This is a genomic window from Lentzea flaviverrucosa (assembly GCF_003350445.1).
Classification (GTDB): Bacteria; Actinomycetota; Actinomycetes; order Mycobacteriales; family Pseudonocardiaceae; genus Lentzea; species Lentzea californiensis.
Genome location: NZ_QQAU01000005.1, coordinates 157063 through 181244, shown reverse-complemented (window position 1 = coordinate 181244; position 24182 = coordinate 157063). Strand labels below are relative to the sequence as shown.

Here is a 24182-nt window from a genome sequence, read left to right as displayed (position 1 = left end):
CACGTGCTGGAGCGACTCAACGAGGCCATGGCCCGCATCGAGGACGACCTCGAAGGTGAGGTCGACGTCAAGGTGCTCGCGCGGATCGCGGGTACCAGTGAGTACCACCTGCGCCGGATGTTCAGTGCGCTGGCGGGGATTCCGCTCAGCGAGTACGTCCGGCGCCGGCGGCTCACCAAAGCGGCGAACGAAGTCCTGAGTGGACAGAAGTCGTTGCTCGACATCGCCGTCAAGTGGGGCTACGGGTCCAATGAGGCCTTTGCGCGGGCCTTCAAGGCCATGCACAAGATCGGGCCCCAGGAGGCTCGGGCCAGCAAGAAGGCGTTGCAGTCGCAGCAGATTCTCACGTTCAGGCTGGTTGTGGAGGGGAGTACGAGCATGGAGTACCGGGTTGTCGAGAAGGACGCGTTCCGGGTCGTCGGGCGGGGGACGCGGGTGCCGTTGGTGCACCTGGGGATGAACCCCGCGATCGTCGAGTTCGTGAAGGGCATCGGGATGCCGGCGCTCGACAGGATGAAGGCGCTCAGTGACGGGGAACCCGCTGGGATGCTGGCGCTCACCTTCAACCAGGAAGGGGTCGAGGAGGGTGCCATGCTCGACTACTTCCAGGGGGTGGTGACGAGCCAGGAGGCGCCGGAGGACATGGAAACCCTTGAGGTGCCTGAGAACACGTGGGCGGTGTTCACGGCTACTGGGCCGTATCCCGAGACGATCCAGTACATGTGGCGGGACGTGTACACGCAGTGGTTCCCGTCCAACAGCTACGAGAGCGTCGAGGGGCCGTCGATGTTGCGCACGCAGATCGACGGTGACCAGGCCACTGCCGAGTTGTGGATTCCCGTCACCAGCTGAGGACGAGGCGTTCCATCTCGTCTCGTAGTTCCAGGACGGCCAGCCAGGCGGCGGGGATCACGTTCACGCCGTCGCGGGCGCCGAGGATGTTGCCGCAGATCGAGCCCGTCGAGTCGCTGTCGCCCGAGTGGTTCACGGCGAGCCGGACGGCGTTGGCGAAGTCCGTGCCGACCAGGGCGGCGTGCAGGCCGATGGCCAGGGCCTCTTCGCCCACCCAGCCGCCGCCGAGTTCGGACTCGATCTCTTCCGGGGTCAGCGGGCCCAGGCCCATCACCTTGTCCAGCAACGAGGTCTGTTCCTCGTGGCCTTCCCAGCGGACCAGTTCGGCGCGTGCCACGGCCACCGCCGAGACCAGGTCCGATCCTGCCAGGAGGGCTTGGACGATCACCGCCAACGCGCCTGCGGACAGGTAGCCGCTCGGGTGGTGGTGGGTCATGCGGGCGGTGTCCGCGGCCAGTGTGAAGACCTCGCGCACGTCGGATGACCAGACTGCGACGGGGGCGGCGCGCATCACGCCGCCGCAGCCCTTCGAGTTGTTCTTCTCGTTGTGCTTCAGCGCGGTGATGCAGGTGTGGCCCGGCGCCCGCCGTGAGTGCAGGCGCCGGTCCGCCATCAGCCAGCCGTCGGAGGCGACCGGTGGGCCGCCCTGCGTGTGCAGCCAGCGCCCGTAGGCGGCCCGCACGGTCAGGCGCGGGTCCACGCCGTGCTGGCGGGCCAGCAGGAGGCCTTCGAGGGTGAAGAGCACCATCTGGGTGTCGTCGGTGATCTCCAGCGACGGCAGGTCGACGACACCCGACGGGCCGTGGAGGTGGCGGATCGTGTCGATCGACGAGAACTCGACCGGCGCGCCCAGGCCATCTCCCACGGCCCCGCCGAGCACACACCCGAGGAGGGTCACGGCAAGGTGATCTTCCCGTCGATGGCCTTCGACGCGATGTCCGAACGGTGGTGCGAGCCGGTGAGGTGGATGTCCGCGATGCGCTTGTAGGCGCGGTCGCGGGCCTTCGACAGCGACTTGCCGGTGCCCACGACGGACAGCACGCGGCCGCCCGCGGAGACCACGGCGCCGTCCTCACGGCGGCGGGTGCCGGCGTGCAGGACGCCGTCGGCCTCGGAGCCGGTGATCACGTCGCCGGTGCGCGGGAGGTTCGGGTAGCCCTCTGCCGCGAGCACGACCGTCACGGCGTAGCCGTTCTCCCACTCCAGAGCGGGCAGCGAGGCCAGCGAACCTTCGGCCGCCGCCAGGAACAGGGCCGAGATCGGCGACTTCAGCAGTGCGAGCACCGACTGCGTCTCCGGGTCGCCGAAGCGGCAGTTGAACTCGATCACCTGCACGCCGGACGACGTCAGCGCCAGGCCCGCGTACAGCAGCCCGACGAACGGCGTCTCGCGAGCGCGCAGCTCGTCGACCACGGGCTGCACGCACCGCGACACGATCTCGGCCACCAGGCCCTCCGGCGCCCACGGCAGCGGGGCGTAGGCGCCCATGCCGCCGGTGTTCGGGCCGGCGTCGCCGTCGCCCACGCGCTTGAAGTCCTGCGCGGGGATCAGCGGCACCACGGTCTCGCCGTCGGTGACGCAGAACAGCGACACCTCCGGACCGTCCAGGAACGACTCCAGCAGCACCGGGTGGCCGCCGTCGAGCAACGTCATCGCGTGCGCACGGGCCGCGGCCAGGTCGGAGGTGACGACGACGCCCTTGCCGGCGGCGAGACCGTCGTCCTTCACGACCCACGTCGGCCCGAAACGCCCGAGAGCGGCGTCCAGGCGGGCCGGGTTGTCCACGACCTCGCTGTGCGCGGTCGGCACCCCCGCGGCGTTCATGACGTCCTTGGCGAACGCCTTCGAGCCCTCGATCCGGGCGGCGGCCTTCGAAGGGCCGAAGCACGGGATGCCGAGGGCACGGACCGCGTCAGCGGCCCCGACCACCAGAGGTTGTTCGGGGCCGATGACGACGAGATCGGCCTTCCACTCCTTCGCGAGGCCGGCGACGGCCGAGGCATCGGCGACGTCGACGCCGTAGATCTCGGCGTGCCCGCCTATGCCTGCGTTGCCCGGCGCGCACGCCAAAGCAGTCAGCTGCGGGTCGCGCGACAACGCGAGGACAAGGGCATGCTCACGGGCTCCAGACCCGATGACCAGGACGCGCACGAGGCCTGAGAGTAGTTCAGCCCAGTGCCTGCTTCGCCCCAGGGTGCAGCGGAACGGGGTCGGAGGCCGCCGCCTTGTCCCGGGCGATGTCCTTCACGGCCGGGTGGACCTTCTCCAGGTCAGCCTTCTTGTCGAAGATCAGCTTGGTGACGGCGCACGCGTTGTTGGCCGCGAAGTCCTCGCGGACGAGCAGCAGGTTGGGCACCACGATCGTGGAAACCTCGGCCACCCCGTAGGTCGCCGCCGGGATCGGCGCGGTGTCGTACACCGGGCTGATCTTCTTCATCTCCGGCAGCAGCGGGGTGATGTCCACGAACTTCACCTTGTCCTTGAGGGACGTCGTGATGTCCGTGATCTGCGGCGTCGGCAGGCCTCCCGACCAGATCAGGCCGTCGATGCTGCCGTCCTTCATGCCGTCCGCGGTCTTGGTCAGGTCGAGCCGCTGGGCCTGGACGTCCGAGTCGATGTTGAGACCCGCCGACTTCAGCAGGCGGCCCGCGATCACCTCGGTGCCGGACTTCGGCGAACCGGTCGAGATCCGCTTGCCCTTCATGTCCGCGATCGAGTTGATCCCGGCGTCCGCCCGGACGAGCACCTGCGTGTAGTTCGGGTAGATCCGCGTCAGCGCCGCGATCTTCTCCTTCTTGCCGTTGAACGCCCCGGCGCCGTTGACGGCGTCCGCCGCGGTGTCGGCCAGCGAGAACGCGATGTCGTAGGTGCCGGCGACGAGCTGCTGGATGTTCTGCACCGACGCACCGGTCTCGGCGGACGACGCCTTCAGCTTCGAGTTGTCGGAGATCAGCTTCGCCAGACCGCCGCCGACCACGAAGTACACGCCACCGGAGTTGCCGGTCGCGATCGTGATCCGGCCGTCGGACGCCTCGCAGGACGCACCGCCGCCCGAAGCGTCCGGCGTGGTGGGTGTGCGTTTGCCGCCACACCCGGAAACCACGAGCGCCAAAGCGATCGCACCGATCGCGTACTTACGCAGCATCACGAACCCTCCCACGGGTCACCAGGTGTACCGCCACGGCCACCACGAGGAATCCGGCCCCGATGGCGATCGTCAACGGCTGCAGGTAGAGCAGGAACAACGCGGCCGGCACGCACAGGGCCCGTTCGGGCCAGCGCGCGGGCCCGAACAACCAGCCGCCCGTCAGCACGGCGAGCGCGGCCACCCCGAGCGCGGACGCTCCGAACGCCCACACCGAGTCCAGCAACGGGCCGCGCAGCAGCAGGGCGGCGCCGGCGTCGGTCAGCACGAACGCCAGCGGCACGAGGAACGCGGGCAGCGTGTACTTCCACGTCTGCCACATCGTCTTCATCACGTCGCCGCCGGTCAGCGCCGCCGCCGCGACGGCGGCAAGGGCGGTCGGCGGTGTCACTTCGGACAGCACCGCGTAGTAGAAGATGAACATCGCGGTCTCGGCCGGCTCGACACCGAGCGTGATCAACGCAGGCCCGATGACGACCCACGAGATGATGAACGACGCCGTCACCGGCACGGCCAGGCCGAGCACCGACACCGCCACGGCCGCGAGCACCGCCGTCAGCATCAGCACCACGACAGGTTCCGAACTGACAAGAGACGCGAGGTCCACCAACGACCCCGCAAGCGCTTGCCCCAGCCCGGTCTTGGTGATCGTCGAGGTCACGACACCGGCCGCCGCGCACACCGCGATCACCGGGAACGCCGAGCGCACCCCGACCGACAGCGCGTCCGCGATCAACCGCAACCAGCCTTGCCGGTGGTTGATCAACGCGAACAGCGCGGCCACGCCCGTCGCGTACACGACGGCCTTGTAGACCGGGATGTCCATCGCGAGGAACACGATGATGATCCCGAGCGACAGGAAGTGGTACCAGCCGAGCTTGAGCACGTCCCAGAACCGAGGCGCGTCCACGTCGACCGGCCGCGCCCCGAACCGCCGCGCGTCCGCCTCGACGGCCAGCGCGATGCCCAGGTAGTAGAGCAGCGTCGGGATGATCGCCCAGACCAGCACCTCCAGGTACGAGACCTCCAGGTACTCGGCGATGATGAACGCCGCCGCGCCCAGCGTGGGCGGCGACAGGATCGCGCCGATGCCGGACGCCGCGAGCAGCCCGCCGGCGTTCTCCTTGGGGTATCCGGCCTTCTGCAGCATCGGCCACGTCACGGCACCCAGCGACACCGTGGTCGCCGTGCCGGAGCCGGACACGGTGCCCAGCAGGAAGCCCGCGGTCGCCGCCGTACGTCCCGGCGCGGTCCGCGACTTGCGGAACGCGGCGAAGCTGACGTCCACGAAGAACTTGCCCGCGCCGGAAGCGTTCAGCACGGCGCCGTAGATGGTGAACAGCACGATGTAGGTCGCCGCGACGTCCAGCGGCGTGCCGTAGAACCCGCTGGCGTCGTTGAAGAAGCCGTTGATGATCTGCGGGAAGTCGACGCCGGAGTGCGAGATCGACCACGCCGGCGGCAGGAACCCGCCGTAGTAGGCGTAGGCGATGAACGCGAGGCACACCACTGGAAGCACCCAGCCGGTCGTGCGCCGGCAGGCCTCCAGGATCAGCACCAGCAGCACCGAGCCCGCGATGACGTCGAGCGTCGAGAGCTGGCCCTGCCTGTTGAGGAACTCGTCGTAGCCCCCGACCAGCGGGTAGGCGGCGACCACGAACGCCAGCGCGGCCAGCACCCAGTCCCACCAGGGCGGCGTGTGCCCGCGTCCGTACGCGAGGAACACCAGCGGCAGCGTCACCGCCAGGAACATGATCAGGTAGTACTGGCTTCCCTTGGCGAACGGGAAGAAGACCTGCTTGAGCACCAGGAGGGCGATCAGCAGGCCGGCGATCCACAGCGCCCGCTCCCACCTGGGTGAGAGCGAACGCGACGGCATCTCCTCGTCGTGCTCCGCGACGATGCGGGCGAGGTCCGGGTTGGCCACGGACCGACCGTACTGTGGGGGCGATCACAGCAGCAGAGGATCATTCCAAAGGAACTGCAAAGACTGGAGCAGCGCTCCCCCGTGCGATCGGGCCATCACTTCCCCCGTTCCGCAGAATGAGCGGCATGTACGGGCCTGAGCTTCTGCTGCTGCTCCTCGGGGCGTTGATCGTCACGGCCGTCGCACGCCGGTTGAACTGGTCGGCGCCGCTGGTCCTCGTGGCCGTCGGCCTGATCGTCTCGTTCATCCCGGGCGTGCCGGAGTTCGAGCTCGATCCGCACCTGATTCTGCTGGTGGTGCTGCCGCCGCTGCTCTACAGCGCGGCGCTGGACAGCTCGTACCTCAACATCCGCGCGAACCTGCGGCCGATCGGGTTCCTCGCGGTGGGGCTCGTCCTGTTCACGACGTTCGTGGTGGGCGTGACGGCGAAGCTGGTCTTCCCGGACCTGCCGTTCGCCGCCGCGCTCGTGCTGGGCGCGGTCGTGGCGCCGCCGGACGCCGTGGCGGCCGTCGCGATCGGGCGCAAGCTCGGGTTGCAGCGCCGCGCGATGACGTTGCTGGTGGGCGAGAGCCTGATCAACGACGCGACGGCGCTGACGGCGTTCAAGGTCGCGGTGGCCGCCGCGGCGGGCGCGGCGATGCACCCGCTCGACGGGGTGTGGATGTTCGTGAAGGTGACGATCGGCGGCATCGCGATCGGCCTGATCGTCGGCGTCGTGGTCCGCTTCCTGCGCAAACGGCTCTGCGAGGGCGTGCTGGAGAGCGCGCTCGGCCTGCTCGTGCCGTTCGGTGCCTACCTGCTCGCGGAAGAGGGCTTCCACGTCTCCGGCGTGCTCGCGGTCGTCGTCGCCGGCCTGTACATCGGGCACAACGCCCCACGTGGCAGCTACACGACCCGCCTGCAGGACGGCGCGGTGTGGCGTTCGGTGGACGCGCTGATGGAGTCGTTCGTGTTCGCGCTCATCGGGCTGCAGGTGTCGTCGATCATCAGCGACGTCGAGCTCGGTCCGCGCCTGCTGCTCGGCGCGGGCGCGGTGCTGCTGGCCGCGATCCTCGCCCGGTTCGTGTGGATGTACCCGGCCTCCTACCTGCCGGTGTACCTCAACAAACGCATCAGGGAACGCGAGGGCGTGCCGCACCTGGGCCAGGTGACGGTGATCTCGTGGGCCGGCATGCGAGGTGTGGTGACGCTGGCCGCGGCGGCCGCGATCCCGCAGGACGTCCCGGGCCGCGACATCATCCTGTTCTGCGCGTTCGTCGTCACGGTCGCGACGCTGCTGCTGCAGGGCACGACGTTGCCGTGGCTGATCAACAAGATCGGCTTCGAGGGCGACGACGCCCGCAAGGACGCGCTGGCCGAGGCGCAGGTGCAGCACCGGGCCGCGCAGGCCGCGGTCACCAGGCTCGACCAGGAGACCGAGGACGTCCCCGACCACGTCCGCGACCAGCTCCGATCGCTCGCCGAGCACCGGGGCAACGCCGCGTGGGAACGGCTCGGGCGGCAGGAGGAGGAGAGCCCGGCGGCCGCGTACCGCAGGCTGCGGCGGGTGATGCTGAGCGCCGAACGTGACGAGTTCGTCAAGGCCAGGGACAAGGGCGAGATCGACGACGAGGTGCTGTTCCGCGTGCTGCGTGAGCTGGACTTGGAAGAAGCCGCACTGTCCCGTGAGTAACCGTTCACCTGCTTTTCGTGTTGCGATGCTTGAGTGCGCTCTCAACACCAACGGGAGGTCGAACGATGCATCGGAGAGGTCTAGCCGCCGTAGTCCTCGTGTTCGCGGGTGCGGTGGTGGCGTCGCTGCCCTCCGCGTCGGCACACGACGACAAGGGTCCGATCGTCATCGGGCACCGGGGCGCTTCGGCGTACCGGCCCGAGCACACGCTCGCGGCGTACGAGCTCGCCGCGCGCATGGGTGCCGACTTCATCGAGCCGGACCTGGTGCCGACCAAGGACGGCAAGCTGGTCGCCCGGCACGAGAACGAGATCGGCGGCACGACCGACGTCTCGGCCAAGCCGCAGTTCGCCGACCGCAAGAAGACCAAGACCATCGACGGCGTCGCGGTCACCGGCTGGTTCACCGAGGACTTCACGCTCGCTGAACTGAAGACGTTGCGCGCCAAGGAACGCATCCCGGCGATCCGCCCGCGCAACACGCTCTACGACGGCCGCTTCGAGGTGCCGACGCTGCAGGAGGTCATCGACCTCTCGAAGCGGCTGTCCCGCGAACTGCGCCGCGAGATCGGCATCTACCCCGAGACCAAGCACCCGACGTACTTCAAGTCGATCGGTCTCGCGCTGGAGCCGAAGCTCGTCGACGTCCTCAACCGCAACGGTCTGAACCGCAGCAGTGCCAAGGTCTACGTGCAGTCGTTCGAGGTCGCGAACCTCAAGGAGCTCAACAGGTCGCTGCGCGTGCCGATCGTGCAGCTGGTCAACGGTTCCGGCGCGCCGTACGACTTCGTCGTGGCCGGTGACAAGCGCACCTACGCCGACCTGGTCACCCCGGCGGGCCTGCGCGAGGTCCGCACCTACGCGGACGGCGTCGGCCTCACCAAGGACATCATCATCCCGCGTGACGCCAACGGTTTCCTGAAGGCGCCGACGACCGTCGTCAAGGACGCCCACAGGGTCGGCCTGGTCGTGCACTCGTGGACGTTCCGCAACGAGAACTCGTTCCTGCCGGCGGACTTCCGGTCCTCGACCGACCCGGCCGCGTACGGCCGGGCCTTCGAGGAGTACGACCTGTTCTTCGAGCAGGGCATCGACGGCGTGTTCGCGGACAACCCCGACACGGCCGTCGAGGCCAAGGTCAAGCGCTAGCCAGTGCGAGCGTGCGGTCCCCGTCGAGCAACCCCCGTTGCTCCAGCAGGGGCCGCACGCCCTCGCCGAACCAGTAGGCCTCTTCCAGGTGCGGATAACCGGACAGCACGAACTCGTCGATCCCGATGGAGTGGTACTCCTCGATGAGGTCCGCGACCTCGGAGTGCGACCCCACCAGCGCCGTTCCCGCGCCACCACGCACGAGTCCGACGCCGGCCCACAGGTTCGGGTAGATCTCCAGACCGCGCACCCCACGGCTGAGGTCACCGCCGTGCAGTGCCAGCATCCGTTGCTGGCCAACGGACTCCGACGCACCGAGCTGCTGCTGCGCCTGCGCGACCGCGGCCGGGTCCAGCGCGTCGAGCAGCTTCGCGGCCGAGGCCCACGCCTCCGCCGACGTGTCCCGGCTGATCGTGTGCAGCCGGATGCCGAACCGGATCGGGCGATCGGTCAGCGCCCGCACCCGCGCGATCTTCGCCGCCACGTCCTCCGGCGGCTCGCCCCAGGTCAGGTAGACGTCGGCGCGGGCGGCCGCCACCGGCAGGGCGGCGTCGGACGAACCGCCGAAGTAGATCGGCGGCACCGGGTCCGGCGCGGCCAGCACCGTCGCGTCCTGCACCTGGTAGTGCTCGCCCTGGAACGTGTACGGCTTGCCGGTCCAGATCCCGCGCACGACCTGGAGGAACTCGTCGGTGCGCGCGTACCGCTGGTCCTTGTCGAGCCAGTCGCCGAACCGCTGCTGCTCCACCGAATCGCCGCCGGTGACCACGTTGAGCAGCAACCGGCCGCGCGAGATCCGCTGGTACGTCGAGGCCATCTGCGCGGCCAGCGTCGGCGACAGCACGCCGGGGCGGAACGCGACCAGGAACTTCAGCTTCGTGGTCTGCGCGATCAACGCGGACGTGGTCAGCCAGGCGTCCTCGCACCACGTGCCGGTCGGCGTCAGCACGCCGGTGAAGCCGACCTGCTCGGCGGTGCGCGCGATCTGCGCCAGGTAGTCGATGTCCGGCTCACGGCGTGCCCCGGCAGCGGGCGCGCGGTTGGCGTGGAAGTGCTCCACGACCGTGCGGCCGTCACCGGACGTCGGCAGGAACCAGTGCAGCGTGATGCTCATGCCAGATCTCCCTGGAACCTCGTGTCGACGAACTTCGCGAAGTCGACCTTGCCCGGCAGCGTCTTGTCCTCGGTGAACGCATCCGCGAGCTCCTGCTCCGACCTGATCACCGTGTCATCCAGCTTCACCACCGCGTCGCCGTTGCGGTTCACCGCGGCCAGGGCGACGTCGTACTTCAGGCCCGTCTCCGCCGCCCACGCCTTCGCCCACTCCTCGCGGTGCGTGTCGGCCCACTTCTGGGCCTTGTAGTAGCGGATCAGGTACTCCTTCAGCGCCGGGTTCTTCCCCTTGTCCTCCAAGGCCTTCTTGCCGGCGACCTGGAAACCGTAGCCGTTCGACCTGCCCTCACCGGTGGTCAGCACGCGCGCCTTGGCCTCCTGCTGCGCCTGTGCGGTGTAGGGGTCCCAGACCGCCCAGGCGTCGACCCTGCCCTGGGTGAACGCGCCGTACGCGTCGGCGGGCTGCAGGAAGTTCAGCGTGACGTCCTTGGTCGTGAGACCGGCCGAGCGCAGCGTCAGCAGGATCTGGCCGTGCGCCGAACTTCCCTTGGCCACAGCGATGTTCTTGCCCCTCAGCTCGGCGACGCTGCGCAGCGGCGAGTTCTCCGGCACGAGGATCGCGTCGGCCTCGACCTGGCCCTTGGAAACGCCGACCGCGGCGATCTTGGCGTTCGCGGCGGCGGCGAAGATCGGCGGCGTGTTGCCGACCGCGCCGACGTCGATCGCACCCGCGGAGGCCGCCTCGAGCAGGGGCGGGCCGGAGGTGAACGTCGACCACTCGATCTTGTACGGGAAGTCGTCCAGCAGACCGGCCGCGGTCAGCACCGACTTGGCGCCGCCCTTCTGGTCGCCGACCTTGAGGACGACGTCGGCGGCGGGAGTGTCCGCGGACTGCGTGCCCGCCGAGCACCCGGTGGTGAGGAGGATCGCGGCCAGCAGGCCGAGCAGGCTTCTGTCACGCAGCTTCTTCAACGTCCACTCCCAGGTCAGCGAGTACGCGGGTGCGTTGCTCCACAACGGATGCCCGGCGGCGCGGGCGGGGCAGGTCGACGTGGTGGGTCGCGACGACGCGGCCCTCGTCGAGCACGAGGATCCGGTCGGCCAGCAGCAGCGCCTCGTCGACGTCGTGCGTCACGAGCAGCACGGCGGGCTTGTGCCTGGTCCACAGGTCTTCCACCAGGTGGTGCATGGCGAGCCTGGTCAGCGCGTCCAGCGCGCCGAACGGTTCGTCGAGCAGCAGCACGTCCGGTTCGCGCACCAACGCCCGCGCGAGCGAGACCCGTTGCGCCTCACCGCCGGACAACGTCAGCGGCCAGGCGTCGGCGTGATCGGTCAGCCGCACTTCTTCCAGCGCCTTCAGGGCGACCGCGCGGCCGTCCGGCTTGTGCAGGCCCAGCGAGATGTTGCGCCAGACCTTGCGCCACGGCAGCAGCCGCGGCTGCTGGAACGCGATCGACACCGTGCCGGGGACTTCCGCCTCGCCTCCGACCTCGCGGTCGAGGCCCGCGAGGATGCGCAGCAACGTCGACTTGCCGCACCCGCTGCGGCCGAGCAGTGCCACGAACTCGCCGGGCTCGACCTCCAGGTCGATGCCGTCCAGCACCGTTCGCGCGCCGAAAGCCTTGTGCAGACCGCGAACGCTCACGGCCGGCTTCACCGGGCTCGCCATCGCAGGATCCTCCTTTCCAGCAACCGCACCAGGGCGTCCGTCGTCAGGCCGAGCAGCGCGTAGACCACGAGGCCGACGACCACGACGTCGGTGCGGAGGAACTCACGGGCGTTGTTGATCAGGAAGCCGAGGCCTGCGTCGGCGTTGACCTGCTCGGCGACGATCAGCGACAGCCAGGCGGTGCCGAACGCGATCCGCAGCCCCACCAGGGTCTGCGGCACGGCGGACGGCAGCACGACGTGCACGATCCGTTCGAGCCGGTTGTAGCCGAGCACGCGAGCGGCCTCGAGCAGACCCGGATCGGTCTGCCGGATTCCCGCGTGCAGGTTGAGGTAGAGCGGGAACGCCACCCCGGCCGCGACCAGCGCGAGCTTGGGTTCCTCGCCGATGCCGAACCAGAGGATGAACAACGGGATCAGGCCGAGGTGCGGCAGCGTCCGCAACATCTGCACGGGCGGGTCCAGCAATGTCTCGCCCCAGCGGGAAAGGCCGGACGCGAGCCCCAGAACGACTCCGGCGAAACCGCCTATCAGGAATCCGAAGAACACGCGCGTGATGGACACCGCGAACGCCTCGCCCAATTGGCCGTCCGCGATCAGCTCACCGGCGGATTCGGCGACCGTGAGCGGAGAAGCGAGTTTGTCGGGCGACAGCACACCCGTTGAGCTGGCCAGTTGCCACAGCAGAACCAGCGCGACAGGGCTGATCCACCGCAGCGGCAGTCTGAACTTCCGCATCTGCACGGGCGTCGCGGTTTTCGGCCGCGCGGCCACTCCTGCCATGGACAAGGTCATGGGCGGAAGTACAGGCGAGCCCACGAAACGAGTCAACGACGCCCAGATCGTGAAAACGCGTCGTACATCGAGATGTTCCCCGCACGGACATATTTCCTGCCAACGGCTTAGTGACAGCCGGGCTCGCGGCGATCACGATTCACGCCATGGATCCGGAAGGCGACAGACCGGGGGTGCCTTTCGGCACCGCGCTCAGGTTCGCGTCGCTGACTCTGTTGGCGGTCGCGGCCACGTTGCTGATCTTCGACGGGTACGCGCACGCGTGGACGACGGCCACCCCGTTCGACGACGCCCGGTGCCAGGTGCGGTCAGGCTTCTACCTCACCCAGGACGCCGGTGAGTCCACACAGGACAGCTATCGGGAGTGCATGGCGGCGTTCCTCGGCAACCGGCTGTGGTGGCTCGCCGCCGGCCCGGCACTGCTCCTGGTGGTGGCGCTGCTGTTCCACGCGGTCCAGCGGGCTTGGACGCGCTACCGGCGCAACCCGGCTGCTGTTCCGGAGGGACCGGCCGAGCCGCCCGCCGGGCTCGCGCTCGACTCCGCCACACGGGCGGTGTTCCGCGCCTTCGTCGTCGCGGTGCTGGTGCCGTTCGCGATCGTCGTCCTGGGAACCGCCGCAGGGCGGCCTCAGAACGACCAGGACGTGGCCGTGGGGACGTGGATGTACGGCGGCGGGCGGGACCGGGTGACGGCCGTCGTACGGGCCAGCGAGCAGGTGTTCACGGGCGTGCGTGCCGCGGACCCGGCGGCGATCGCGGCCGGGTGCGAGGCGCTCGGGCCGGTGTTGCGCGAACCGTTCCCGGCACCCCCGGACCCGAAGATCGCCACGAGCTGGGCAGAGGCGTTGCGGGCGCTGGAGAACGGCACGCGGTCGTGCCTCGTCGTGTTCCGGGACAACGGTCCCGACGACGGGTCGATGACGAGCGAGTTCCTGAAGGGCCTCGACCAGCTGGAGGTCACGCGGACCGAGCTGGCCGAGGCCCAGGAGCGAGCTGTCAGCTGAGCACGTCGTGGCGCACGATCGTCTGGTCGCGGCCCGGGCCGACACCGATCGCCGAGACACGGGCACCGATGATGCTCTCCAGGTACTCGACGTACGCCTTCGCGTTCGCCGGCAGCTCGTCGAACGAGCGGCAGTGCGAGATGTCCTCGAACCAGCCCGGCAGCTCCTCGTAGACCGGGACGGCGTGGTGCACGTCGGTCTGCGACATCGGCATCTCGTCCGTGCGGCGTCCGTCCACTTCGTACGCGACGCAGACCGGCACCTTCTCGAGGCCGGACAGCACGTCGAGCTTGGTGAGGAAGTAGTCGGTGATGCCGTTGACGCGCGAGGCGTAGCGGGCGATCACGGCGTCGAACCAGCCGGTGCGGCGCGAGCGGCCGGTGGTGACACCGAACTCGCCGCCCTGCTTGCGCAGGTACTCGCCCTGGTCGTCGTTGAGCTCGGTCGGGAACGGACCGGAGCCGACGCGGGTCGTGTACGCCTTCAGGATGCCGATCACGGTGCTGATGCGGGTCGGGCCGACACCGGAACCGACCGTCGCGCCACCCGACGTCGGGTTCGACGACGTGACGAACGGGTAGGTGCCGTGGTCGACGTCGAGCAGCGTGCCCTGCGAGCCCTCCAGCACGACGATCTCGTCGCGGTCGAGCGCCTGGTTGAGCAGCAGGCGGGTGTCGGCGATGCGGTGCACGAAGTGCTGACCGTGCTCCAGCACCTGGTCGACGACCTGCTCGGGGTCGAGCGCCTTGCGGTTGTAGACCTTGACCAGCACCTGGTTCTTGAAGTCCAGGGCGGCCTCGACCTTCTGCCGGAGGATCTTCTCGTCCAGCAGGTCCTGCACGCGGACGCCGACGCGGGCCAGCTTGTCCTGGTAGGCCGGGCCGATGCCTCGACCGGTCGTCCCGATCTTGGCCTTGCCCAGGTAGCGCTCGGTCACCTTGTCGATGGCCACGTGGTACGGCATGATCAAGTGCGCGTCCGACGAGATCAGCAGACCGCTGGTGTCGACGCCCTTCTCCTCCAGGCCCGCGAGCTCCGTGAGCAGCACGCCGGGGTCGACCACGACACCGTTGCCGATCACGTTCTTCACGCCGGGCGTGAGGATGCCGGACGGGATGAGGTGCAGGGCGAACTTCTGGCCGTCCGGGAGGACGACGGTGTGTCCCGCGTTGTTGCCGCCCTGGTAACGAACGATCCACTGGACACGCTCACCGAGGATGTCGGTGGCCTTGCCCTTGCCCTCATCGCCCCACTGGGCACCGATCAGCACGACGGCCGGCATGTGAAACTCCAAGCACTTGGACTGGTTCGAGCGAATGCCGGTAAGTGAGGGTAGACCAGGAGATGACCGTGCGCGGAATCGTGTTGGCCTGCGGAAACACGCAGTTGCCAATGATCGCTCAACGTGACGACGTCCACGTCGTCCCGGCGAGGCCCGGCAAGGACCACGTAGATCCACATCTGGACGCAGAGCGGCTGGTCGTGGCGGGCACCGACGCCGACCTCGCGGCGGTCGCGCTGCGGTTGCTGCGCAAGGAAAAGCTGGGTTCGGTGGCACTGGGTTACGTACCCCTCGCCGATTCGTCCGTTGCCGCACTTTGGGGGCTTTCGACCGACCCGGCACGTGCCCTCGACATCGCCCTGAACGGTGACGTAGATCCCGTCCCGTTCGTCCGCGACGACGTCGGCGGAGTGCTGATGGGTCTCGGCGTGTTGGCACCCGTTCGGGGCGTCGGCTACAGCGACGCGGACAACGTGCTGCGCGGCCAGGCCTCCCGGATCGAGTGCACACCGGACCCGGACCGCGGCGCCGGCCTGCAGGTCCGGATCGTCAACAAGCGCTTCTTCGGCTCCAAGGTCCGGGTGAGCCGCCCGCGCGCGTTCCAGCTCGGCTGCCTCCCCACGACGGCGGTCCTGGACGGCCACAAGCACCCGCGCCCGGTCGACAAGTGGACCTGGTACCGCCACACCGAGGACTTGAGGCTCGTACGAGGTCTGTAGTGGCACCTGTCATTCACTTGAGTGTCACTCGAAGGCATTGCCTAATTCCATAATGTGACTGAGGGTAGGTCCCGATCACTTCCCAACAAGGAAGGTCGGGACGATGTCAAAAGTTAACCGAACCATTGGTGTTCTAGTTGCCACAGCAGCTCTCACCTTTGGTTTTGTTTCCCCTGCACTCGCGACACCGCCAGGAATCCCTCCCGCATCCACCGCCAGGACCGAATTGGCCACCCTCACCGTCCGCGCGGACGGCCCGATGACGGGCTATTCACGCGACAAGTTCCCGCACTGGTCCACCGTCTCGGGTTCCTGCAACACCCGTGAGGCAGTGCTCAAGCGCGACGGCACGAACGTGGTGACCGACTCGAGCTGCGCGGCGACGTCGGGCCGCTGGTTCTCGCCGTACGACGGCGCGACGTGGACCGCGGCCTCCGACGTGGACATCGACCACGTCGTGCCCCTGGCAGCCGCCTGGCGCTCCGGAGCGGCGTCCTGGGACCAGACGAAGCGCCAGAGGTTCGCCAACGACCTGGACGGCCCGCAGCTGATCGCGGTCACCGACAACGTCAACCAGGCCAAGGGCGACCAGGGCCCCGAAAAGTGGCAGCCGTCGGTAGCGTCTTACAAGTGCACATACGCAAGGATGTGGGTACGCACGAAGAAGACCTGGGGACTCAGCGTGAACAGCGCCGAGAAAACCGCACTGAACGGGATGCTGACGAACTGCTGATGCCAACACTCTCCTCGCTTTTCGTAGCGGGTCCTGGCGGCGTGATGACCGACGAGGTCGGCGTGGTCACGGGCGACCTGGAACTGAGCACGGAACTCTCCGACGACGGAAAGCTCCGTGCGCTGGTCCGCTACGAGGGCGCGGAAGAGTGGTACGCGATCACGGGCGCTTCGTGCGTTCTGACGGATCCTCGCGATCACGAACAGGTGCACTCTCTTCTGCACGGGCTTTTGCACCGGCCGGAGGGCTGAGAGGCGGTAACGCCTCCATCGCCTCACTCCGGCTCAGCCCCGTCGCCTGCAGCAGGTCCACCGCGACACTGCGGATCTGCGCCAGCACGACCTTGGACGAGAACCCGTCCCCACCGAGGCGCCGCGCGGTGAGCACCCGCGCGGCGTCCCGCACGGCCTCGCGCGTCAACTTGGGCTCGGCACCCTTCTCCAACTCGCCCCTCAAGCAGTCCACGGCGTCCGCGTAGTCCCTGAGCACGTCCGGCACCCCGTCAGGAATGGGCTCGTCGGCCTTCAACGCAGCCATGGCCCGCCGCGCAAGCACACGCGTGTTCCGAATCGCGTAGTCCACCGGCCCGCCGGCGGTCTGATACCGCTTGAGCTCGTCCTTGGACCGCCACCGAATAGGCGCGATCCGAGCGATCTCACTACCGGTCTGCAACGCCGCCTTGTAGTCGTCGATGGTCGTCTGACTGGTCCGCAACTCGGCCAGCACCCCAGCAGCCTTGACCGAATCCTTCGAGTCGAGCGCCCCAGCGAGATCCCGCAACGCCCCACTAAGGGTGTTCGTGAGCACCTTCAACTGCCGCTGAGCCACCGTCACAGGATTGGCCGGAATGAGCGCAGCCACCGCCAGCCCGACCAGCCCCCCGGTCAACGCGTCGATCATCCGATCGAACCCACCACCAGCACTGGGCGGCAGCAACGTGGCCACCAGCACCGCACTGCTCCCGGCCTGCAACGCGATGACAGAACCACCGTCCAGCAACACCGCAGCAGACATGGCCAACGCCACAACCAGCGCGATCTGCCAGGGCCCACTACCGATCCAGCTGATCAGCGCGTCCCCAACACCAACACCAACCGACACACCAACAACGAGCTCCCCAACCCTCCGCAACCGCTGCCCCAGCGAAACCCCAAGGCAGACAACAGCGGCAATGGGCGCGAAGAACGGGTGCTGATGCCCGATGACGAGCGTCGCGAACATCCAGGCAAGCCCAGCGGACAGGGCACATTGGACGATCGGCAAAGCGGCCCCACGCCACCGGCCGAACCCACGCCTGACTGCTTCCCGAACCGCTCCCACAACTCACCACTCTCACTGCACCCACACAGGCCGCCAGTCTCATCGCAAGCGAAGCCGAAGGCGAGCCGTCCTCCCCAGCGAAGCCGAAGGCGAGCCGTCCTTCCACACGGGCCGGGCGGTGGGGTCCCATCACGAGTCGCGCCATAGCTCTTGCTGCATGTAAGGAGGGGTGTCAACTCGACACGCTTTTCGTCGAGTTGACACCCCTCCTTGCATGTGGCCCGCTCTTGGCTCGGCTCGTGATGGGACCCCACCGCCAACACAACCCTCTAAGCAACCGGCGGCCGCCCAACGCAACAGGCGTGCCATCTGCCCGCTGGCGGCGCTACCCCCTGATCAGATTGCCGGGGTCTGGGGCAGAGCCCCAGGGAAAGCACGCAACGCAACCAGGCCGCCCGCAAGCCGGGACGCGTCAGGCCAGCCCAAGCGCAGCCGGAGCTTCCGGATCCGAGTCAGCGAGGAACTTGGAGCACCGGTCCCACTCCTCGTCCTCCCCGATCTCCCGAGCGGCAAGCGCCAACGCCGCCAACGCCCTCAAAAACCCCTGGTTCGGCCGGTGACTCCACGGCACGGGCCCAAATCCCTTCCACCCAGACCGCCGCAGCTGGTCAAGCCCACGGTGGTACCCGGTACGGGCGTAGGCATAAGCGGCAACGGGATCCCCGGCGTGCAAAGCGCGCTCGGCCAGCAGCGCCCACGCCTCGGAGAAGTCCGGATAAGCCCGGACGATCTTGCCGGGATCAGTACCGCCATCAGCGGCAGCCTGCGCCTCAGGACGTTCGGGAAGACGAGTCGGCTCGGGCCCGAGGAGGTTCTCAACCATGCGCCCCATCGTGCCCCATCCCCGGAACCGGGCTGGACGAACACCCTCAGACGAACATCCTCATCACGGTGGCCACAACGGCCAGCAGCAGCACGGTGACGAGCACGCCGGCGATGATCCGCTGCTTCGTGGTCGCCTTGTAACTGTCGGTCGAGTCAGAGCTCATGGCCGTGCACCTTGCCGATCCAGCCCGCAGAAGTTCAACTTCGTTCACCCCATCGAGCACATCGAATTGGAAACATCAGGGTAAAACCAGGGCCGTTCCGCCTACCTGGACACCACCGGTCAGCTCATGATGTGCGGATGATCCAGGGGGTTAGGCAGTTCCGGGACCAGTACTGGGAGCGGGGCGCGCCCGGCAGGGAGACACCGGCGGCGCTCACCAAGCAGCTCTACCAGCTGTGGCTCGTCGGTCTCCTGCTCAAGTTGATCGGGTCGTCGTGGGACGTCTCGTGGCACTTCAAGTGGCTGCGCGACGACCTCGCGCCGCCGCACCTGATCAACACGGTCGGCACGGTCATCGTGGTCGGGCTGACGTTGTTCCACACGTTCACCGGGTACGGCGGCGACAAGCCGACCATCCGGTTGATGCAGGTCGGGTGCGGGATCTTCCTCGTGGCCCTGCCGATCGACATCATCAACCACCGGGTCAACGGGCTCGACATCACGAGCTGGAGCGGGTCGCACGCGCTGCTCTACCTGGGTACGGCGGTGATGCTCGCCGGCGCGATCCGCGGGTGGATGAAGTACTTCCCCGAGGGCAACGCGCGGACGTTCGGGCTCGTGGCGCTGTGGTTCTTCTTCCTGGAGAACATCTGGTTCCCCAACCAGCACCAGGAGTACGGCGTGCGCGCGTTGCAGGCCTACGACAGCGGTAATGCCGAGGCCGAGCCGATCCTGCTGCAGTTCGCCGCGGACCAGCTCGGCGTGCCGGTCGGGCGGGAGGCGGTCGTGCACTTCGCGCTGCCCATCGCCGACTGGGTCTACCCGGTGTGGGGACTGGTCGCCGCGGCGCTCGTGCTGGTCATCGCGCGCCGGACGATCGGACGGCGGTGGGCCGCCACGGCGGTCGCGGGCGGGTACGTCGCGTACCGGTGCCTGATCTGGCCGTTGCTCGCGGGCATCGACTTCCCGAAGTCCGCGGTGCCGCTGTTCCTGATCCTGGTCGCGCTGGCCATCGACGCGGCGCACGCGGTGGAGATGCCGACCCCGGCTGCCGCGGTGCTCGGCTCGGCGGCCGTCACGACGGTCGGTTACGTCGGCATCTGGTTCCAGCAGGAGTACCTGTGGGGGCCGCCCATCTCGTTCTCGTCGGCGGCGGTCACGGCCGTGCTGCTGGCGGTGCTGTGGACGGTCGGGGACATGCTGGTCCACCGGCCGAGGGCGCAGCTGTTCGCGTCAGGGCCGAAGCTCGGCCAGCTCCGCTGACAGCCGGCTGGTGATCCGGCCGAACAGGTCGGCCAGCGGCTCACCGACGTCCCGCCCGAACTCGGTCAACCCGTAGGTGACCTGGGGCGGGGTCGTCGGCTCCACCCTGCGCCAGATCAGGCCGTCCTCGACGAGTCCGCGCAACGTCTGGGACAGCATCTTCTCGCTGATGCCCTGGATGCCGTCGCGCAGCTCGAAGAACCTCAGGTCGTTGGTCTGCAACGAGATCAGCACCCAGATGCCCCAGCGGCTGGTGACGTGGTCGACCATCTCGCGCGCGGGGCAGTTGGTGTGAAACACGTCATAGCGCCCGTTGTTCTCGGGGCGCGTGAACTGAGCTCCGACCGCCATGTAGGGAGCTTACCCAGAGGTACGTCCTTACGAAATGTAAGCCCGGTTCCTAGCGTCGTGCCCACATCGACGAAGGAGCTCGAAATGATCGTGGTGACCGGCGCTACCGGGAACATCGGCAGGCCGCTGACGAGGGCGTTGGCGGAGGCCGGCGAGCAGGTGACGGCCGTGTCGCGGCACGCGGCGGAGGTGCCTCCGGGCGTCCGGCACGTGCAGGCCGACCTCGCCCGTCCCGACTCGCTCCCGCTGGCGGGGGCGAAGGCGTTGTTCGTGCTGCTGTCCGGAGACCTGCACGTCGCCGGGGCGGTTCCGTCCGGCGTCGTCGACCACGCGAAGGCGAGCGGCGTGCGGCGCATCGTGCTGCTGTCCACGCTGGGCGTGGCGACCCGGCCGTTCGGGCCGACGCGGATCGCGACGCGTGAGCTGGAGGACGTCGTCCGCGGCTCCGGGCTGGACTGGTCGATCCTGAGGCCGGGCGGCTTCGCGTCGAACGCCCTGTGGTGGGCCGAGTCCGTCCGCGCACGAAGGACGGTCGCGGCGCCGTTCGGCGACATCGGCGTGCCGATCCTCGACCCGCTGGACATCGCCGAGGTCGCGGCGGCCTGCCTGACGGACGAGCGGCACGACGGCGGCGTGTACGAGCTGACCGGCCCCGGGCTGATCACGCCGCGCGAGCAGACCGCGGCCATCGCTGCGGCGCTGGGCCAACCGGTGGCGTTCCACGAGCTCACCCGCGCCGAGGCCAAGGCGGGCCTGGAACATCTCATGCCCGGCGAGCTCGCCGACGACACCCTGGACATCCTCGGCGCGCCGACCGAACACGAGCAGCGGGTCAGCCCGGACGTGGAGGAAGTCCTCGGCCGCGCCCCGCACACGTTCGCCGACTGGGCCGAGCGGAACGTGGAAGCCTTCCGCTGAAAGCGAAAGGGCCCCGGCGCACAGCCGGGGCCCTCGTCACGCCAGGTGTCAGCCCGCGATCATGCGGCCCGACGACTTGAGGTGCTCGCACGCCGAGGCGATGCGGGCGGCCATGGCCTGCTCAGCGGCCTTGAGGTAGCTGCGCGGGTCGTAGGCCTTCTTGTTGCCGACCTCGCCGTCGATCTTCAGCACGCCGTCGTAGTTGGCGAACATGTGTGCCGCGATCGGACGGGTGAACGCGTACTGCGTGTCCGTGTCGATGTTCATCTTGATGACGCCGTACGACACGGCCTCGTGGATCTCCTCGAGCAGCGAGCCGGAGCCGCCGTGGAAGACCAGGTCGAACGGCTTGGAGCCGGCCGCGAGGCCGAGCTTCTCCGCCACGACGTCCTGGCCCTGCTTGAGGATCTCGGGGCGCAGCTTCACGTTGCCCGGCTTGTAGACGCCGTGCACGTTGCCGAAGGTCGCGGCGAGCAGGTAGCGACCCTTCTCACCGGCGCCGAGCGCCTCGACGGTCTTCAGGTAGTCCTCGGCCGTCGTGTAGAGCTTGTCGTTGATCTCGTTGTCGACGCCGTCCTCCTCGCCACCGACGACGCCGACCTCGATCTCGAGGACGAGCTTCGCCTTGGCGGACAGGTCGAGCAGCTCGCTCGCGATCTGGAGGTTCTCGTCCAGCGCGACGGCCGAGCCGTCCCACATGTGCGACTGGAAGAGCGGGTTGCCGCCCTTGTCCACCCGCTCCTGGCTGATCGCGATCAGCGGACGCACGTACCCGTCGAGCTTGTCCTTCGGGCAGTGGTCGGTGTGCAGCGCGATGTTCACCGGGTACTTGGCGGCGACCACGTGCGCGAACTCCGCGAGCGCCACGGCGCCGGTCACCATGTCCTTGACCTTGGTACCCGAGGCGAACTCGGCTCCACCGGTCGAGAACTGGATGATGCCGTCGCTCTCAGCCTCGGCGAAGCCGCGCAGAGCCGCGTTGAGCGTCTCCGACGACGTGACGTTGATGGCGGGGTAGGCGAACTCGTTCGCCTTGGCCCGGTCCAGCATCTCCGCGTAGACCTCGGGAGTTGCGATGGGCATCGGTGGTCCTCCTCAGGCGCCCTGAACGGGTGTCAGCTCGCATCCTACGAGGCAGTGTCACGGGGCCGGCGCGGTGGCCGCCATCACAGAGTGATCGATCAAGTGGCAGTTGACCAGCCGCTCCGCGCTACCCGCCGGTAGGGGGATAGTGGATGACATGGCAACCGCTCAGTGGAACGGCAAGATCATCGCTTCGAGCGACGACACCGTCGTGGTCGAAGGCAACCACTACTTCCCGCTGGAGTCCGTCGATCCGGCCGTCTTGAAGCCGACCGACCACACCTCCCACTGCCCGTGGAAGGGCGACGCGAACTACTACTCGTTGCAGGTGGACGGCGCCGAGAACACCAACGCGGCCTGGTACTACGCCGAGCCGAAGGAAGCGGCGAAGCAGATCAAGGGCCACGTGGCGTTCTGGAAGGGCGTCGAGATCAGCGCCTGAGCCCGAGGGCGCCGGCCAGTTCCGCGTAGTGGCCGTTCAGCGACTGGACGGCCACGTGGTCGGCACCCGCGTCGACGTGCGCCTGCAGCTTCGCGGCCACCTGGTCCGGGCTGCCGTGCGCGACCAGGGCGTCCAGCAGGCGGTCCGATCCCTGGACGTCCTCCTCGGAGAACCCGTACCGGCGCCAGTTCTTCACGTAGTTCGTGAGCGTGAAGTAGACCGCCAGCTGCTCCCGCGCGATGGCCCGCGCGACCACCGGGTCCTCCTCCACGACCACGGTCACCTCCGGCGCGAGGAGCTTGTCGCCGACCGCCTTGCGCGCTTCCGCCGTGTGCTCGACCGGCACCAGGTACGGGTGGGCGCCCGCGGTCCGGTCGGCGGCGAGCTTCAACACCTTCGGGCCGAGGGCGGCGAGCACGAGCCGATCGGCCGGCACGTCGAGCCGGTCGAGGTAGGACACGAGCTTCTCGTAGGGCTTCTCGTAGGCCTGGTCGAGCTGCCGGTGCCCCGCGCCGACGCCGAGCAGGAACCGGTCGCTGGCGAGCCGGTGGAACTCGGCGGAGATCGCCTCGGGCTCGGTCTGCCAGACGTTGGTGATGCCGGTGGCGATCGTCATCGACGTGGTGGCGGCCAACGCCTGCTCCACCAGGGCGATGTCCGGTGAGGCGCCGATCCAGAAGGCGCCGTAGCCGAGTGCTTCGAGCTCGGCGATCTCGCCGATCTTCCCGGCCCATTCGTAGTGCGAACCCCAGACCCCGAACGTTCCCAGCATCCGAACCCCAATCGTCGTGGCGGACTACCTTGCGCAGTATGCCGATCTTGAGCACCACAGACCTGGACGTGTCCCGCCTCTGCCTGGGCGGCAACGTGTTCGGCTGGACCGCCGACGAGGACCAGTCGTTCGCCGTGCTCGACGCCTACACCGCGGCGGGCGGGAACTTCCTCGACACCGCCGACGTGTACTCGGCCTGGGCCGACGGCAACTCCGGCGGCGAGTCGGAGACGATCATCGGCCGGTGGCTGGCCAGGCGCGGCGACCGCGACCAGGTCGTGGTGGCCACCAAGGTCGGCATGCTCGCCGGGTTCGGCAACCAGAAGCGCGACACCGTGCTGACCGCCGCCGAACGCTCGCTGAAGCGGCTCGGCGTCGACCACATCGACCTCTACTACAACCACCTCGACGACCCGAACACGCCGCTGGAGGAGACGCTGGCCGCCTACGACCAGCTCGTCCGCGACGGCAAGGTCCGGTACCTCGCCGCGTCCAACTTCTCCGCCGAACGGCTGGCGCTGGCTCTGGAGGTCCAGGAACGCGAGGGCTTCGCGAAGTTCGTGGCGCTGCAGCCCGAGTACAACCTGGTCAGCCGCGACAAGTTCGAGGGCGCCCTGCAGGACACCGTCGCGGAGCACGGCCTGGCGACCGTGCCGTACTGGTCGCTCGCCAAGGGCTTCCTGACCGGCAAGTACCGGCCGGGCGTCGAGGTGCAGAGCGCGCGGGCGGGCGCGGCGTCGAAGTACCTCGACGAGCACGGTCTGCAGGTGCTCGAAGTGCTCGACGAGTTGGCCGAGACGCATGCGACGACGGTCGCGGCGGTCGCCCTGGCGTGGCTCGCCCAGCAGCCGACGGTCGCTGCGCCGCTCGCGTCCGCACGAACGTTGGAGCAGCTCAGCGACCTGCTCCCGGTGCTGACCCTGGAGCTCACCCAGGCCGAGGCAGACCGTCTCAGCGCAATTTAACTTGCCAGTAGCTTACCGGGA

General features: G+C 68.6%; 24 protein-coding genes. 10 read left to right on the top strand and 14 right to left on the bottom strand.

The features are described 5' to 3' along the window. Window positions 1-3 precede the first annotated feature (3 nt). A complete protein-coding gene (locus DFR72_RS17585; protein WP_090066155.1) occupies window positions 4-852 on the top strand; it encodes an AraC family transcriptional regulator in 849 nt (282 codons plus the stop codon). Here the strand turns inward: DFR72_RS17585 and DFR72_RS17580 are convergent. Genes DFR72_RS17580 through DFR72_RS17565 form a run of 4 tightly spaced genes read right to left on the bottom strand, consistent with a single transcriptional unit; the run spans window position 842 to window position 5876 of the window. Continuing rightward, entirely contained in the window at window positions 842-1750 is a 909-nt protein-coding gene (locus DFR72_RS17580; RefSeq protein WP_090066156.1) for an ADP-ribosylglycohydrolase family protein, read from the bottom strand. The genes DFR72_RS17585 and DFR72_RS17580 overlap by 11 nt on opposite strands. Next, window positions 1747-3003, bottom strand: a complete 1257-nt coding sequence (purD, locus tag DFR72_RS17575) for a phosphoribosylamine--glycine ligase (RefSeq protein ID WP_090066157.1) — start codon at window positions 3001-3003, stop codon at window positions 1747-1749. The genes DFR72_RS17580 and purD overlap by 4 nt, the downstream gene beginning before the upstream one ends. A 16-nt stretch (window positions 3004-3019) precedes the next feature. After that, window positions 3020-3997, bottom strand: coding sequence for a TAXI family TRAP transporter solute-binding subunit (locus DFR72_RS17570; protein ID WP_090066343.1), 978 nt, complete (start codon window positions 3995-3997; stop codon window positions 3020-3022). After that, window positions 3987-5876, bottom strand: a complete 1890-nt coding sequence (locus DFR72_RS17565) for a TRAP transporter permease (RefSeq protein WP_090066344.1) — start codon at window positions 5874-5876, stop codon at window positions 3987-3989. Before DFR72_RS17565 ends, DFR72_RS17570 begins: the two co-directional genes overlap by 11 nt. Before the next feature lie 173 nt (window positions 5877-6049). On the opposite strand from DFR72_RS17565, the gene DFR72_RS17560 reads away from it, so the two are divergent. Continuing rightward, window positions 6050-7597 carry a Na+/H+ antiporter gene (locus tag DFR72_RS17560; protein WP_090066158.1) on the top strand — a complete coding sequence of 516 codons (1548 nt, stop codon included), beginning with the start codon at window positions 6050-6052 and terminating at the stop codon, window positions 7595-7597. Window positions 7598-7662: 65 nt separating this feature from the next. Next, window positions 7663-8745 carry a glycerophosphodiester phosphodiesterase gene (locus DFR72_RS17555; RefSeq protein ID WP_090066159.1) on the top strand — a complete coding sequence of 361 codons (1083 nt, stop codon included), beginning with the start codon at window positions 7663-7665 and terminating at the stop codon, window positions 8743-8745. On the opposite strand, the gene DFR72_RS17550 is transcribed toward DFR72_RS17555, so the two are convergent. Genes DFR72_RS17550 through DFR72_RS17535 form a run of 4 tightly spaced genes read right to left on the bottom strand, consistent with a single transcriptional unit; the run spans window position 8735 to window position 12321 of the window. Beyond that, entirely contained in the window at window positions 8735-9859 is a 1125-nt protein-coding gene (locus tag DFR72_RS17550) for an LLM class flavin-dependent oxidoreductase (protein ID WP_090066160.1), read from the bottom strand. The genes DFR72_RS17555 and DFR72_RS17550 overlap by 11 nt on opposite strands. Further along, on the bottom strand, window positions 9856-10830 hold the full coding sequence (locus tag DFR72_RS17545) for an ABC transporter substrate-binding protein (protein WP_425459893.1): 975 nt from the start codon (window positions 10828-10830) through the stop codon (window positions 9856-9858). The genes DFR72_RS17550 and DFR72_RS17545 overlap by 4 nt, the downstream gene beginning before the upstream one ends. After that, complete coding sequence (locus DFR72_RS17540; RefSeq protein ID WP_090066161.1) at window positions 10814-11527, bottom strand: ABC transporter ATP-binding protein; 714 nt, start codon at window positions 11525-11527, stop codon at window positions 10814-10816. The genes DFR72_RS17545 and DFR72_RS17540 overlap by 17 nt, the downstream gene beginning before the upstream one ends. Beyond that, window positions 11512-12321 carry an ABC transporter permease gene (locus DFR72_RS17535; RefSeq protein WP_090066162.1) on the bottom strand — a complete coding sequence of 270 codons (810 nt, stop codon included), beginning with the start codon at window positions 12319-12321 and terminating at the stop codon, window positions 11512-11514. Before DFR72_RS17535 ends, DFR72_RS17540 begins: the two co-directional genes overlap by 16 nt. A gap of 146 nt (window positions 12322-12467) precedes the next feature. On the opposite strand from DFR72_RS17535, the gene DFR72_RS17530 reads away from it, so the two are divergent. Continuing rightward, window positions 12468-13325 (top strand): hypothetical protein, encoded by an 858-nt coding sequence (locus DFR72_RS17530; RefSeq protein WP_114773704.1) that lies wholly within the window; start codon window positions 12468-12470, stop codon window positions 13323-13325. On the opposite strand, the gene DFR72_RS17525 is transcribed toward DFR72_RS17530, so the two are convergent. Further along, window positions 13318-14607 (bottom strand): adenylosuccinate synthase, encoded by a 1290-nt coding sequence (locus tag DFR72_RS17525; protein ID WP_090066164.1) that lies wholly within the window; start codon window positions 14605-14607, stop codon window positions 13318-13320. The genes DFR72_RS17530 and DFR72_RS17525 overlap by 8 nt on opposite strands. Window positions 14608-14717: 110 nt before the next feature. Here DFR72_RS17525 and DFR72_RS17520 point away from each other — a divergent pair, with 110 nt between their 5' ends. Both DFR72_RS17520 and DFR72_RS17515 read left to right on the top strand, forming a co-directional pair. Beyond that, a complete protein-coding gene (locus DFR72_RS17520; protein WP_090066346.1) occupies window positions 14718-15326 on the top strand; it encodes a hypothetical protein in 609 nt (202 codons plus the stop codon). 103 nt (window positions 15327-15429) lie between these two features. After that, entirely contained in the window at window positions 15430-16059 is a 630-nt protein-coding gene (locus DFR72_RS17515; protein ID WP_090066165.1) for an HNH endonuclease family protein, read from the top strand. Window positions 16060-16218: 159 nt separating this feature from the next. Here DFR72_RS17515 and DFR72_RS17505 read toward each other — a convergent pair whose 3' ends face one another. Both DFR72_RS17505 and DFR72_RS17495 read right to left on the bottom strand, forming a co-directional pair. Next, complete coding sequence (locus DFR72_RS17505; protein WP_114773703.1) at window positions 16219-17379, bottom strand: FUSC family protein; 1161 nt, start codon at window positions 17377-17379, stop codon at window positions 16219-16221. Between the two features lie 412 nt (window positions 17380-17791). Further along, window positions 17792-18202 carry a DUF3151 domain-containing protein gene (locus DFR72_RS17495; RefSeq protein ID WP_090066168.1) on the bottom strand — a complete coding sequence of 137 codons (411 nt, stop codon included), beginning with the start codon at window positions 18200-18202 and terminating at the stop codon, window positions 17792-17794. Window positions 18203-18505: 303 nt separating this feature from the next. Between DFR72_RS17495 and DFR72_RS17490 the strand changes: the two genes are divergently transcribed. Beyond that, window positions 18506-19630 carry a hypothetical protein gene (locus tag DFR72_RS17490; RefSeq protein WP_090066169.1) on the top strand — a complete coding sequence of 375 codons (1125 nt, stop codon included), beginning with the start codon at window positions 18506-18508 and terminating at the stop codon, window positions 19628-19630. Here the strand turns inward: DFR72_RS17490 and DFR72_RS17485 are convergent. Beyond that, entirely contained in the window at window positions 19601-19981 is a 381-nt protein-coding gene (locus DFR72_RS17485) for a winged helix-turn-helix transcriptional regulator (protein ID WP_090066170.1), read from the bottom strand. The genes DFR72_RS17490 and DFR72_RS17485 overlap by 30 nt on opposite strands. Before the next feature lie 84 nt (window positions 19982-20065). Here DFR72_RS17485 and DFR72_RS17480 point away from each other — a divergent pair, with 84 nt between their 5' ends. Then, window positions 20066-20899 carry an SDR family oxidoreductase gene (locus DFR72_RS17480; RefSeq protein ID WP_090066171.1) on the top strand — a complete coding sequence of 278 codons (834 nt, stop codon included), beginning with the start codon at window positions 20066-20068 and terminating at the stop codon, window positions 20897-20899. Window positions 20900-20947: 48 nt separating this feature from the next. On the opposite strand, the gene fbaA is transcribed toward DFR72_RS17480, so the two are convergent. Continuing rightward, a complete protein-coding gene (gene fbaA, locus DFR72_RS17475; protein ID WP_090066172.1) occupies window positions 20948-21982 on the bottom strand; it encodes a class II fructose-bisphosphate aldolase in 1035 nt (344 codons plus the stop codon). Between the two features lie 157 nt (window positions 21983-22139). Here fbaA and DFR72_RS17470 point away from each other — a divergent pair, with 157 nt between their 5' ends. Beyond that, entirely contained in the window at window positions 22140-22424 is a 285-nt protein-coding gene (locus DFR72_RS17470) for a DUF427 domain-containing protein (RefSeq protein WP_090066173.1), read from the top strand. Here DFR72_RS17470 and DFR72_RS17465 read toward each other — a convergent pair. Beyond that, window positions 22414-23196: a TIGR03620 family F420-dependent LLM class oxidoreductase gene (locus DFR72_RS17465; protein WP_090066174.1), complete on the bottom strand. Its 783-nt coding sequence runs from the start codon at window positions 23194-23196 to the stop codon at window positions 22414-22416. The two genes, DFR72_RS17470 and DFR72_RS17465, sit on opposite strands and share 11 nt — an antisense overlap. Window positions 23197-23234: 38 nt before the next feature. Here DFR72_RS17465 and DFR72_RS17460 point away from each other — a divergent pair, with 38 nt between their 5' ends. Then, a complete protein-coding gene (locus DFR72_RS17460) occupies window positions 23235-24161 on the top strand; it encodes an aldo/keto reductase (protein ID WP_177224555.1) in 927 nt (308 codons plus the stop codon). Window positions 24162-24182: the final 21 nt, after the last annotated feature.

Excerpts from the sequence above, each read along its gene's own strand:
- DFR72_RS17470 (WP_090066173.1), top strand. The coding sequence starts at position 22,140 with ATGGCAACCGCTCAGTGGAACGGCAAGATCATCGCTTCGAGCGACGAC.
- DFR72_RS17565 (WP_090066344.1), bottom strand. The coding sequence starts at position 5,876 with ATGCCGTCGCGTTCGCTCTCACCCAGGTGGGAGCGGGCGCTGTGGATC.
- DFR72_RS17490 (WP_090066169.1), top strand. The coding sequence starts at position 18,506 with ATGATCCAGGGGGTTAGGCAGTTCCGGGACCAGTACTGGGAGCGGGGC.
- DFR72_RS17530 (WP_114773704.1), top strand. The coding sequence starts at position 12,468 with ATGGATCCGGAAGGCGACAGACCGGGGGTGCCTTTCGGCACCGCGCTC.
- DFR72_RS17485 (WP_090066170.1), bottom strand. The coding sequence starts at position 19,981 with ATGGCGGTCGGAGCTCAGTTCACGCGCCCCGAGAACAACGGGCGCTAT.
- DFR72_RS17520 (WP_090066346.1), top strand. The coding sequence starts at position 14,718 with ATGATCGCTCAACGTGACGACGTCCACGTCGTCCCGGCGAGGCCCGGC.
- DFR72_RS17550 (WP_090066160.1), bottom strand. The coding sequence starts at position 9,859 with ATGAGCATCACGCTGCACTGGTTCCTGCCGACGTCCGGTGACGGCCGC.
- DFR72_RS17480 (WP_090066171.1), top strand. The coding sequence starts at position 20,066 with ATGATCGTGGTGACCGGCGCTACCGGGAACATCGGCAGGCCGCTGACG.
- DFR72_RS17555 (WP_090066159.1), top strand. The coding sequence starts at position 7,663 with ATGCATCGGAGAGGTCTAGCCGCCGTAGTCCTCGTGTTCGCGGGTGCG.
- DFR72_RS17560 (WP_090066158.1), top strand. The coding sequence starts at position 6,050 with ATGTACGGGCCTGAGCTTCTGCTGCTGCTCCTCGGGGCGTTGATCGTC.
- DFR72_RS17535 (WP_090066162.1), bottom strand. The coding sequence starts at position 12,321 with ATGACCTTGTCCATGGCAGGAGTGGCCGCGCGGCCGAAAACCGCGACG.
- DFR72_RS17570 (WP_090066343.1), bottom strand. The coding sequence starts at position 3,997 with ATGCTGCGTAAGTACGCGATCGGTGCGATCGCTTTGGCGCTCGTGGTT.
- DFR72_RS17540 (WP_090066161.1), bottom strand. The coding sequence starts at position 11,527 with ATGGCGAGCCCGGTGAAGCCGGCCGTGAGCGTTCGCGGTCTGCACAAG.
- fbaA (WP_090066172.1), bottom strand. The coding sequence starts at position 21,982 with ATGCCCATCGCAACTCCCGAGGTCTACGCGGAGATGCTGGACCGGGCC.
- DFR72_RS17495 (WP_090066168.1), bottom strand. The coding sequence starts at position 18,202 with ATGGTTGAGAACCTCCTCGGGCCCGAGCCGACTCGTCTTCCCGAACGT.
- DFR72_RS17460 (WP_177224555.1), top strand. The coding sequence starts at position 23,235 with ATGCCGATCTTGAGCACCACAGACCTGGACGTGTCCCGCCTCTGCCTG.
- DFR72_RS17515 (WP_090066165.1), top strand. The coding sequence starts at position 15,430 with ATGTCAAAAGTTAACCGAACCATTGGTGTTCTAGTTGCCACAGCAGCT.
- DFR72_RS17465 (WP_090066174.1), bottom strand. The coding sequence starts at position 23,196 with ATGCTGGGAACGTTCGGGGTCTGGGGTTCGCACTACGAATGGGCCGGG.
- DFR72_RS17525 (WP_090066164.1), bottom strand. The coding sequence starts at position 14,607 with ATGCCGGCCGTCGTGCTGATCGGTGCCCAGTGGGGCGATGAGGGCAAG.